General features: G+C 43.0%; 10 protein-coding genes. 4 read left to right on the top strand and 6 right to left on the bottom strand.

The window, feature by feature from the left end; translation table 11 throughout:
* Positions 1–75: 75 nt before the first annotated feature.
* On the bottom strand, positions 76–585 hold the full coding sequence (locus M1D52_RS07140) for a dihydrofolate reductase family protein (RefSeq protein WP_149106186.1): 510 nt from the start codon (positions 583–585) through the stop codon (positions 76–78).
* A 122-nt stretch (positions 586–707) separates the two neighbouring features.
* On the opposite strand from M1D52_RS07140, the gene M1D52_RS07135 reads away from it, so the two are divergent.
* The 4 genes from M1D52_RS07135 to M1D52_RS07120 all read left to right on the top strand — a co-directional run bounded on the left by M1D52_RS07135 (position 708) and on the right by M1D52_RS07120 (position 3,439).
* Positions 708–1,016, top strand: coding sequence for a winged helix-turn-helix transcriptional regulator (locus M1D52_RS07135; protein ID WP_289552232.1), 309 nt, complete (start codon positions 708–710; stop codon positions 1,014–1,016).
* Between the two features lie 72 nt (positions 1,017–1,088).
* The gene (locus M1D52_RS07130) at positions 1,089–1,919 is read left to right on the top strand and encodes a sialate O-acetylesterase (RefSeq protein WP_437391964.1); all 831 of its coding nucleotides are present in this window, start codon (positions 1,089–1,091) and stop codon (positions 1,917–1,919) included.
* Between the two features lie 244 nt (positions 1,920–2,163).
* A complete protein-coding gene (locus M1D52_RS07125) occupies positions 2,164–2,931 on the top strand; it encodes a helix-turn-helix domain-containing protein (RefSeq protein WP_013668208.1) in 768 nt (255 codons plus the stop codon).
* Between the two features lie 82 nt (positions 2,932–3,013).
* Complete coding sequence (locus tag M1D52_RS07120; protein WP_437391963.1) at positions 3,014–3,439, top strand: VOC family protein; 426 nt, start codon at positions 3,014–3,016, stop codon at positions 3,437–3,439.
* Between the two features lie 137 nt (positions 3,440–3,576).
* Here M1D52_RS07120 and M1D52_RS07115 read toward each other — a convergent pair whose 3' ends face one another.
* The 5 genes from M1D52_RS07115 to M1D52_RS07095 form a co-directional block, all read right to left on the bottom strand.
* Entirely contained in the window at positions 3,577–6,114 is a 2,538-nt protein-coding gene (locus M1D52_RS07115) for a tetratricopeptide repeat protein (protein WP_377611383.1), read from the bottom strand.
* 176 nt (positions 6,115–6,290) lie between these two features.
* Positions 6,291–6,416, bottom strand: a complete 126-nt coding sequence (locus tag M1D52_RS07110) for a hypothetical protein (protein WP_278045568.1) — start codon at positions 6,414–6,416, stop codon at positions 6,291–6,293.
* 201 nt (positions 6,417–6,617) lie between these two features.
* A complete protein-coding gene (locus tag M1D52_RS07105) occupies positions 6,618–8,225 on the bottom strand; it encodes a peptidase dimerization domain-containing protein (RefSeq protein WP_437391962.1) in 1,608 nt (535 codons plus the stop codon).
* A gap of 9 nt (positions 8,226–8,234) precedes the next feature.
* Positions 8,235–10,778 (bottom strand): zinc-dependent metalloprotease, encoded by a 2,544-nt coding sequence (locus tag M1D52_RS07100; protein WP_437391960.1) that lies wholly within the window; start codon positions 10,776–10,778, stop codon positions 8,235–8,237.
* An 11-nt stretch (positions 10,779–10,789) separates the two neighbouring features.
* Entirely contained in the window at positions 10,790–12,238 is a 1,449-nt protein-coding gene (locus M1D52_RS07095) for a RagB/SusD family nutrient uptake outer membrane protein (RefSeq protein WP_377477747.1), read from the bottom strand.
* Positions 12,239–12,269: the final 31 nt, after the last annotated feature.

Raw genomic sequence — 12,269 nt, 5'->3', positions numbered from 1 at the left:
ACCGGATTTTACGTATATTTAATGATCTAGTATCGAAAGTTGATAGCGTTAAAATGTAAGATTTGTATCAGAGAATCAACTTTTTATCAAATGCAGCTGAACGGAATTATCACGGAGCTCGGAACCGGCTAGCTTAAATCTTAAATTAAGGTTGCTATTATCAGTGCCGAGACTACCACCGTGGGCAGTAATTATCGGACTAATGTTAAAATATATATCCGTTACAAAATTACCCTCTAGGAAAGCATTAAAGGTGCCTGTTCCTCCCCCGATTGCAATTTCTGTAAATCCCTTTTTCGAAAAATAGTCGATTGCTTCTGTAGGTTTATTTACTACGGGATATGTAGATGAAATAAAAGATTTATCAGCTAATACGACAATTTCGACATTTTTGAATAACGCTTTTACATGATCGGGAAACTTCTCAAAGTTCTCAAAAGTTCTTGCTCCAATAACCAGGTTCCCGATCTGATTGACCAACTTCAGATAAAAATCCATCGTCTCCTGTGGTAGTTGATGGTGCGGGTGATCTGACACCAACACTTTTCCATTTGCAGCGATATTTGCAACGATTATTATTTTCATAACTCTTATATTTTAAGTTTTCAGCGTCAAAACTATTGGATAATTACTTTATATTTGATATTCATTACCTTTAGGAAAGTAACTATATGCAATGTAATGAAAGAGAACCTTCAAAAGAGAGCATGCTAGCATTGCGGGATGCGATTGAACTGCTTGGCGGAAAATGGAAAATTTGTATTCTTCGAAATTTATCGTTCGGTGAAATGCGTTTTAAAGACTTGCAGCAAATGGTGGTAGGGATTTCCCCTAAAATTTTATCGAAAGAATTACTGCATCTGGAACAAAACTTATTGATTACGAGAACGGTTAATAACACAAGACCTGTTACGGTTTCCTATGCTATTACAGACCATGCCCTACAGACGTTGCCTGTAATTGATGCTTTACTTGAATTTGGATTGAAGCACAGAAAAAAAATAAAGACAGGTTAAATCTTAAACAATTTATGCTTTTAATGCGAAGCCCAACACGCTTAGCATTTAAATATTATACAATAGATGGAAATGAAGTCATTTTTACTAATCGGCCAATCGAATATGGCAGGACGTGGATTTACACATGAAGTACCTTCGATTTACAATGAGCGAATTATGATGTTGCGAAATGGCAGATGGCAAATGATGACTGAACCTATTCATTTTGACAGACCAATTGCCGGCGTGGGCTTGTCGGCATCATTTGCAGAGGCATGGTGTAGCGATCATGAAGGAGAAAAAATTGGTCTCATTCCATGTGCAGAGGGAGGCAGCTCGATTGATGAGTGGTCGACAGATGGGACATTATTTCGCCATGCAATCAATGAAGCCAAATTCGCAATGGAAGATAGCGAATTAGCGGGCGTATTATGGCACCAGGGAGAAAGTGATAGTCACGATGGAAAACACAGGGTGTACCGTGAGAAAATATCGCGGATATTTGATGAAATAAGAAGAGCGTTATCAGCGCCTAGTATTCCATTTATTATAGGCGCATTGGGCGATTACTTGGGTAAGGTAGCATTTGGAGCAGGGTGTATAGAATACAAACTCATTAATGAAGAACTGCAAAAATATGCAATGGATAACAAAAACTGCTATTACGTAACTGCTGAAGGACTTACAGCCAACCCGGACGGTATCCATCATGATGCGATGTCACAACGTATATTTGGTATAAGGTACTATGAAGCGTATCTTAAAAACAAACATATATATGAGCCGTTACCAAATGAAAAAGAACTAGTGGAAAAGTGTCATAATAGGGTGAATACTTTAGCGGAAAAAAGGTATATGGCACTGGAAAAGTTCACCCTAGGAGAGATTACTTATGAAGAGTTGATGAAGACTTTTTCGTAGGGAATATATCAACGTTTTATTACCGGATTTATGGGGACGGATGTAACTTCACTCCTAGCAGATTTCTCAACGGTGAGATATTTTTTAAGCGTCTTATTTTGACGGTCTTGCATATTTCTTATCTTTGAGATACATGATGATGTCGACTGTACTTCTCTATCACATGGGGCCGCAGCACACATAGGTTACATATCAAGCTGTTTTATAAAATGTCGTAATTGTAAGCATTAACAAAGTTTGAAAATTGAAAGGAAGTAGATTAAAACCGGCTCAAAAAATTGCCGAATATGTTGACGAAATTCTCATCATTGAAAATTATGATGTTAAAGACAATTTCTCGCTGCCTCTTTTTGCAAATGGCAAACCGACGCTACTTTTTCAAAATACGTTAGGCACGATTAACAACACCAAAAATTATTTAACTCTTTTTGGACAGACGGTCCTTCCTGAAAAAATCACATTCTCTGACAACTTTACACTTATTGCCTACTTTTTTAAGCCGTTTTCTTTAAAGGCCCTTTTTGGCTTTTCTGCCCAAGAATTTACAGACAATCCTATTAACTTAAATTTAGTAGACTACAAAGTAGCGAGTGAGCTACAGGAAAAATTACTAAATGCTCTATCCATTCAGGCAATGTTGACCATTTTGGATGGTTTCATTTTCGGTCTTATTAATAAAATACAAATTTCCAATAAACTTATTGATTATGCTACGAAGCTAATTGCTGAAAATCCTTCAAAACAGATTTTAACAAAAGCTCAAAACGAGATTTTTGTAACAGAACGGACTTTTCAGAGAATGTTTAAAAAGGAGGTAGGGATTTCACCAGATCAATATCGAAGAATAGCCCAGTTCAATTCTGCCTTTCAGCAACTAAATACCGGACTGTTTAAACAGCTGACTGATATCGTATTTAATAATGGTTACGCTGACCAAAGCCACTTTATAAGAACATTCAAGGAGTTTACAAATTTAACACCTAAAGCGTATCTGAACTTAGGTAAGCAATAAGATATTTTGTCGGGATCATTCTATTTTGAGGTATTGCGGCATCCTACATTTGCAATATCAAAACTTTAAAAATTTATTTGAAATGAAAAATTCGATTTATCCGTGCTTGTGGTTTGACGGGCAAGCACAAGAGGCAGCTAAGTTTTATTGCTCAATTTTTCCAAACTCAAAAATCATCGCTGACAATCAGATGGTGGTAACGTTTGAATTGGACGGAAAAAAGTTTATGGGTTTAAATGGCGGACCAAATTTTATATTCAATGAAGCGGTATCCTTTGTTATTGACTGTGACACACAGGAGGAAATTGACCATTATTGGGAAAAATTGACATCCGGGGGTGGGCAAGAAGGAAATTGTGGTTGGCTGAAGGATAAATATGGAATGTCATGGCAGGTAGTTCCTACAGTTTTACCGAAACTGTTGAGTGATCCTGAAAAATCGCAGAAAGTACTGGACGCTTATTTAAAAATGAAAAAGTTTGACATTAAGACTTTGGAGGAAGTTTAAAACGATTATATGTTACAATGCGTTGGCGAAGTGACCGAATCTGCTACTTCGCCAATTGTTATTCAAATGACCTTGGGTTCGACCGAATGCTTTATAAGATCCGGCCAATGAAAACATTTATTAATGGAATATTTCTGTTACTTATTCTTCAATTTCTGTAAACGTTCTTTTGCTGAAGGAATGACGTCATCATCTTCTTCATAGTTTTTAATCACACTTTCCAACGTCTTCCTCGCTTGGAGCTTATCGCCTTTGCCCGCATAGGCATCCGCAAGCAGGATGAAGCTTTTGGCCACCCAATAGTCATATGCACCCATGTTGTTGATCACATCAAAGGCTGTTTCCTGTGCTTTGTCGTATTCTTTGTCTTGATACTGCAGTTGCCCTATGCGGTACCTTGCCTCTGCGCCGACTGCCGTTCGGCTCTTCAACGCCGCCTGATTCAGTTCATCCATGGCAGGTTCCACTTTCCCTTCCTGCAGCATGGCCCGTGCGCTGTATAAGTGTGCCTTGGCAATGTCCTCTTCAGACGACCGATCGTAATTCTTAATCAACTTCGCATACTTGGCCACCTGCTCGAAGTCGCCGATTTCAAAATAACAAATCATTAGGTTAGTTACCGCATAGCCATAGTTTTTTCTATATTCTGAAACGAGCTCCAGTTTTTTGAGATGCACGATGGCCTCGTTGTATTCCTTCAAACTCAGGTATAAGGCAGCAACCGTTAGCAAGGTCTTCTCCGTATACTGGCTCGTCCAGTCGTTCAAGATAATGTTTAGGTCGTGCAGGGCTTCCTTCGGGTGCCCGGTATGGTACAAACTCACCCCGCGGATATAACGGGCATGTTTTTCCTGTATGGGTTTTGGGAATTTATCAAAATATGCATTAATCGCTTCCACAGCCGGTCCGTACTCTCCCCTGGTAAACAAGGAATTGGCCACCTGGAAAGCTAGGTTATCCTGCTCCGCAGTACTCAGATCACCGATATTGGCACCGGTTGCGTATTGAATATAACTCGAGGCATCCCCTTGATCCAGATAGATGTTTTCAATGGAACGCAGCGCCTGCTTTGCCTCTTCGGTTGTGGGATATTTCTCTACCACCCGCTGAAAGGTGGCCTTCGCGGCTTCAGTTTCATCTTTATTGTACTGAACAAGCCCGATGGTCATCAATGCCCGGGGGACATAGCTGCTGCGGGGGTATTGTTCGATCATCTGTTGCAACCCTTCGATGGCGGCATCGTAATCTTCGGTAATGAAATACGTGTATGGAACCTCAAAAGCCACGTCGTCTGCATAGTTCGAACCGGGGAATTGTTCGATAACGGACCTTAGGGTGCTGAGTTTGGCTTCATTGTCGCCCTGCAATCCCTGAATAATACCACGCTGGAACAACGCGTAGTCCTGATTAGGAGCTTTGCTGTTGATCAGCTGGTCGTAGTATTCGTTGGCTCGGTCGTAATTACGCAGGGACAGATACGAATCACCCAAACGGGCAATTACGTCATGACGCATATTTTCCTCCAGCGAACTTCCTTCGACAGCCAAAAAGCGTTCAAAATAATCGGCCGCTATGCTAAAGCTGTCGTTGCGAAACGCCGCATAAGCCAGGCCATAGTTTGCATAATTGTATACATTGGTGTTTCGGGCGGCGGGCAACCGAAGGAACCGGGAAAAGTTTTCTACCGCCTCTCTGTACTTACGCACTTCATACATCGCCTCCGCTTTCCAGTACGTGGCCAACGCCGCCATTTCCGCATCGATTGGGAATTTTTCCGATCGCATGAACAGGGATATGCTGTTTTCGAAAGCGCGCTCATTATAAAACTCCAGTCCGCGGTAATACGTTACCTTTTGGTAGACCATATCGGCTTCCCGCCCCCTGCTTTTGAACGATTCCAGCATAGCTACCCCTGCATGGAAATTGCTCGTACCCGACAAGACCTCGGCCAACAGGGTTTCCACATTCTCTGTATTTTCAGCATCAGGTTTACGATCCGCATATTTCTGAGCGATATATTTCTGAAGGACTTCCTGAGCAACCTGGGCGGAGTCTAATTCATATAAGATTTTAGCATAATTAAACAGCCCATCCAATTTCAATGCCTGATCGAAATCCAGCCTGGACGCTTTCACGAACACATCCCGTGCACGTTGCTTATCGCCGGTTTCTACGGCAATATGGCCCAAAGTAATCAATGAGCCCTGATAAAAGGCATCCGGATCTGCCACTTTCTCCAGAATAGAGTTTGCTCTTTCGTATTCGCCTGCTAAATAGGCGATGGAGCCGATCCGGAAATTATCGATATTGCTGCGTGAAGCATCCGGGTAGCGTTCAATTAATTTAACGTAGTAAGCTTGTTTGAATTTGTTCTGTGCAAAATACGTGGCGGCAGCGATACGGCGCAGCTCGATTTCAAGTGCTTCGCGTTTGATATTCATATCCGGACTCCGACGGATCTTTACGGCATCGGCCAGCATCGGCCGGTAATCACGTACGACATCGATGGACCCCATAGGCGTAGATTGCCCTTCGTCTAGCTTTTCAGTGGCTTGCTGCTTCTCTTCCTGCTGTTCTTTTTCCTCCTGCGCATACCCCATAACTAGCAAGGCTGAAAAGGCTGCGGTAAGCAGGTATTTCAGGTAGTTATAACCGATCCTTTCTTTTGATATCATTGTTTGTCTGTATTTCTGAGCTCTTCCAACATTCCTTCGAGGCGATAAAAAGCCAATTTACTTTTTCAATAAATGCACAAATTTACGTATTTAAAATCTTTTCACAGAATTGCACAGGAACTAACAAAATGCAATTATGTCATCCACCATTTCCCAATCTTTGGCAATGTAAATAGCTATCGTGCAATTACCTTCGTCAACATGCCGGAAACAAACTTAATCGGTTCTATTTTTAGGTAGGAGATACCGGAAAACAGTGAAGCGTATACAAAAAAGCCCAAATCGTCCCCGCGCTTTTTCATATTTTGTAGATAGAATATCCGCAGCTGACGAAACTAAAAACTGTATTGCCAATAGGTGAAACTTCCTAAATACCTACAAAGAATTAATACGTGTTTTTTAGGGTCTAGTATCTGCAGCGTTCAGCCTAAACTTCAGTCTTGATGAAAATGCGTTATAAAGGAGACTACCTTTATCACAGGTCAGCCTCCTTATAAACTACTTTATCTTACTGTAGGGTAACTAATTCCTAATTGCTCAAGATAAGTACCGTATTTGCTGGGGTCATAATAGTATTTTTTCATGAGCGGACGGAATTCTTCCATTATTTTTTTATTCAGAAAAGTAGCGGGTTTATCTTTTTCTGAAACCAAGGGCGTATATTTTATTTCCTTGGTTTGTACCTCATTAAAATAAGTCCAAGCGTCTTTAATAATTTGTGGATCTACTAGCATATCCAGTAACGTAAGCGCTTCCACTTTTGCCCCGGCGATAACACCTTTATGTGCAATAGGTGTTGCCATGGCAATGGCATTAGCCCAATGATGACCTGGTAAACCGGGAATATTGGAGGGGTAACGCAACACCACGATTGGCACATTCCAAGCAATGTCAGCAATATCATCAGACCCGCCGCCCATGAGGGATGGATTGGCATTGGGAATACCGAGTTTACTTAATTCTACGTTCATTCCTTCTTCTTTAACTCCGAGTTCTTTTTGTATCGCTTTGGCGAGTTGTTGATCCTGGGCGCTCCATGTGGGTAGACCCACTGCTTGAATGTTCTTGTACATGGTTTCGGCGATTGTTTGATTGAAATGTCCGGGCCAAGCGCTTCCCAACACTTCGTAGGTCATCTTGGTATTGGTCATTTTCGCGGCGCCCTCACCGATCCGAATGCCATCTTCGTACATTTGCATGATCTTTGGATAGGTTTTCTCCCTAAAATAATACCATACCGATGCTTTAGATGGAACTACATTTGGCTGATCGCCGCCATCGGTTATCACGTAATGAGAACGCTGTGTGGGCTCCATATGTTCGCGGTGGTAATTCCAACCTGCATTCATGAGTTCTACGGCGTCTAAAGCACTTTTTCCACGCCAAGGGGCACCACCGGAATGGGCTGCTTCGCCCTCGAAATTGAACTTAACGGAAATCATGCCGTTCCCGCCACTGTCGCCATAGGATACCCCCAAGTTGTTTGCTACGTGGGTGAAGATACAAGCGTCAATATCTTTGAAATAACCATCACGTACGTAGTAGGCTTTTGTGCCCAATTGCTCTTCTGCAACCCCTGGCCATAAGACCAAGGTACCGCTGATGTGTTCGCGTTCCATTATCTTTTTTAGGGCCAGTGCAGCAGTAATATTTAAAGGAACACCCGAATTATGACCTTCGCCATGTCCGGGTGCCCCCTCCACTAGGGGAGCATGAAAGGCTACTCCGGGCTTTTGGGAGGCTTTAGGTATGCAATCAATGTCACTGCCAATAGCAATAACGGGCTTGCCATTTCCCCATCTTGCCAGCCAGGCGGTTGGAATACCGGAAATACCCTGCTCGATGGAAAAACCGTTTTCCTTTAGAATCCCGGTTAGATAGCGGGATGTTTCTTCTTCCTGAAAACCCAATTCGCCGAAACTAAAGACCATATCTACCATTTCCTGGCTTCTTTTCTGCTCTTTATCAATTTCCAGGATAAGCTCCTTTTTTAAACTAGCCAATTTCTTGGCATTGATCTTTTGTGCGAAAAGTGGATTTATACATCCAACCTGTATCATAAAGAATACGACCTGAATGAATACCCGTTTGCTAATTTGTTGTTTCTTCATGTTGAGCGTTTAATTGAATGAACACATTTGGTCTATAAAATGAAGTGATGGCGTGCCTATCGGAGCACCGGGAGGCATTTGCATGGGGGCTTCGATTTCAAATTTTGAGGGATTTTCCCGGAAAGACTTAATTTGAGTTAAACCAAAGCGTAAATTGGAGGCGTAAGCAGGTGATGCATTGCCGAGATGATCTTGCATCCAGGTGGCTAGGTTCTCGATCAAATAAATAGCTTGCCCTTTCACCACGGTGGACGTCTCCTTACCGGCTGCCAACTGTAGCAAATACTGCAACGTAACATTATTTACCATGGCTTGTAATGCTCCCTTATAGCCGTCAACGAGGGGTTGCTTCCAAGTGAGCTCTAAAAGCCTTTCGGCCATGGGAATAAAACCGGGTTGTTTATCGTCTCTGCCTTGGTACTCAATTAACCTGGCTGCCCGCGCAGGGTCTAATAGATGACCAAGCGTTGTGCTGGCCACTGTCTCTGCCGCGGCGATAGGATCAAAAGTGGGGCCTGTATAACGGTTAAAGACTTCACGGGTCTGCGGATATCCCGAAGGCCGGGGCGGGATTTTCTGTATTAGCTGCTCCGGCAGTGAGAGCGCGTCTGCCTGGATTGTGCTGATTAAGGCATCAAAGGCCTTCCATTGTTCTTGGGGTTCAATGAGTTTGGTAATAACTTGTCCGTCATTCTTTAGGGCATGGGTAAAATACAAACCACCTAAAGACTTGGCTGCGGCTTCTATCTGATAACGGTGCAGGAGATAGATAGGCACCAATACTTCTTCCAAGGTGGCCATGGGTGCACCTTCGGGAATGGCTTTCTCTGAAAAATTTTGTAATAGTCGATTCCTGATTTGCAACAGACGTTTTAACTCGTTAGGTGCATTGGTACCTTCATCCCATTGATTGGCGATGGGATGGACATAACCGCCGATATCGGGAATGAAGATATGCCCTTGAGCGAGGGTTTCTTTCATAATATCATCGAGGGCTTTGTTTTCATCGGTTCCTTCGGGGAAGTCTTGGTATCCCCAGATAATGGCACGCTTATCCCACTCACCTATTCCTACGGCATAGGCATCTGCTACATTTATTTTACCTTGGTTGTCCATGCTAAAGCGAGGGAAGGGATAATCCATTACCGAAGCCCTGTTTTTCGTGCTGGAAGTAAAATTATGATATAGGCCGAGCGTGTGACCAATCTCATGAGCGGAAAGTTGACGAATACGCGCGAGCGCAAAGTTCTGCATATCATCATTTACTTCTTTTCCATCTTCATATTGCTGCAAAAGCCCCTCCACAATCAGGTAATCTTGCCGGTGCCTGTCTGCCCCCAATGTCACTACACCTTTAATAATTTCACCGGTACGGGGATCTATATGGGACATACCGGTTGAAAAAGCCCTGGGGTTTCCGGTACGGTTAATCCAATTGACAATGTTATATCGAATATCCATGGGATCGGCACCTTCCGGCAGTTCTTTGATCTGAAAGGCGTTCTTATATCCGGCCGCCTCGAAAGCTTGATTCCACCAGGCACCTCCTTCGATGAGCGCTTTTTTGATCAGTGCGGGCGCACCACGGTCAACATAGTACACGATCGGTTTTACCGGCTCACTGAGCGCGGCTGTAGGGTCTTTTTTCTCCAGGCGTTGCCTACGAGTAAAACGTTTAACGATGGGTTCTTTCATGGAAGCAGAAAAATCCATGTAGCTATACATATTAAAACCGGAGCGCGGATCAAATTTACGGGGCTTATAGCCAGCTTCGGGCAGCTCCACGAATGATTGATGCATCTTCACGGTAACTGCATTGGGGTCCGGCGCGATACCGGGGCCCATCCCCCAACCTCTGCCCTGGATGCTGCCTCCTGTAAAAGTGATGATGGCTTCGAATTCTGTGTTTTTTGGAAAGTTTTTAGTATTGTCTAAATAGATGGCCGATCTGCTTTCATCAAAATTATAAGCCGGGCCCATCTGTTGTGAAGCACCAATATGGAGACCGGGAAGGTTGTTACGCCCAATACTGGAAGCTATCTTCTGACTATCTCGTACCAAGAACGGGCTCAGGTCAATGAGTACTTTCCCCTGCCCTACCGCCAACACTTTGAATGACCAGATAACGGACTGAGCAAAGGCGTTTTCTACGGCTTTTTGCTCGTCTTTATTATCGGTTATCGCCCGGTAAGCATAGTTGGGCTCTACCAGCAAGATCTTCTGGCCTACTTGGATAAATTTAGCAATAACTGCTGTTGCCTGTCCCCTTTCCGGCCCGCCGGAACCTACCCCATCGGTAAGCGAGGTGTAATACAAAAATTCAGTCCCTAGCTTGTCTATTTCCAGATAAATCTTATCATTTTTTTCATCATAATAGAAATTAAAATAACCGGGGTACGCTTTTAGATTTTTGATGAAATCGGAGATACTTCCTGTTACAACGGGAGTAGCTATCGATTTCTGTGCCCGAAGGGTTTGGTAGGGTAGCAATCCACCGATAAGGGACAACGTTATCAGGAAACACCTTGTAATCGTTTTTTTTAGACACATCATGTTCTTCTTGTTTATAAATCTTTATTAGTTAATAGTTCTGAATTGGGCAAGGGAAAAATATAGGCTTCTTCTGTTGGTGAAACAGCTGGAGCAGTGCCCTTTGCAGGAATAGTCTGCAAAGTACGCAACAGATCATTAGAACGCAATCCTTCGCCTAAAAACTCAATTCGGCGTTCATGTAAAATCGTTTGGATCAGAGCGTCTACATTATTGATGGCACTTGTTGGGAACTGATAAGATGCATCAGCTCGGTTTCTAACATATGTCAGCAGATCGCGTGCTTTATCAAGATCTTCCACATGCGCTGCCGCCTCGGCATAATTAAGTAACACTTCGGCGTATCGGATCACAGGAATATAATCTAAAAATGGAGAAGGCTTGCTGTATTTTTTGAGATACTTGGTAGCTCCACCGGTAATGAACAGTCGGCGTTGATCGTTTTCGCGCCACTCCGTGTCAGCAATGATGCCCAGTGGGTTTAAATTATACTCCGAATTTCCTGGCGAGGTATTGAGATTGTATCCTATGGACGATTGACCGGTGGTAGAATCTAAATCAGTCATGGGCATACTAAAGATAGACTCTGTTGTGGTATAATTATTTGATAAAAAAGGAATAGTAGCGTCGTCTTGTAGCGCATGGGCAACACCTGTTTCGGCTCGGTACGGTGCATTGGCCGAAACGATTTTCTGCGCTTCTTGTATCACCATACTGTAATTTCCCATCGTAAGGTAAACACGCGTTTTGAAAGCAATGGCCGTGTTGCGGTGAGCGCGCGTGGTATTGAGTAGAGGCGTACCATAGGATAACGGCAGGCCCGTTTCGGCTTCATCGAGATCTTTTAGTATTTGTGCATATACTTCGGCTACTGTACTGCGGGCTAATGAATTGTTGGCCGAGGAAGTTTCGGCCAGTAGACGTAAGGGTAAACCCGGCGCATTGCCATTGTTCTCGATATAAGGTCTTGCGTATAGGGTTACCAGGGCGAAATAAGAAACTGCCCGCACGAATTTAGCTTCGGCAGCGTATGCAGTAGCTGCTTCGGGATCTACTTTATCTGCATTGTCAACTAATCCCTGTAAAAAAACATTGCATAAATTAATGGTACGATATGCTGCAGCCCAGAGGTTTTGCACTTCGTTGGAACCGGCATTTAAGGTATGATTCCAGGAATCAAAAGCCGTAAAAAGATTGGCGGTTCTATTAATATATTCTTCACCTCGTACTTCGCAGTAAATGTAATAACGACCGCCATAAAATTGCTGGTCTTTCATACCCCGATATAATCCATTTACCAAAGCCAGTACACGTTCAGGGGTGTCAAATGTTTGTTCTTGCGGAATATAAGTAGTGGGATCCGGATGCAGGTATTCCTGCTCGCTGCAAGAAATAAAGCATAGCACGGTAATCATGATTGATTGAATACCCTGTTTTAAAGTCTTATATTTTTTATTGTTCATAACCTATAATTTTATCGCTTTTTTTTAAAAT

The organism is Olivibacter sp. SA151 (genome assembly GCF_054130995.1).
Note: the sequence above shows the minus strand (reverse complement) of the source record. Positions and strands in the feature narration are given on the sequence as shown.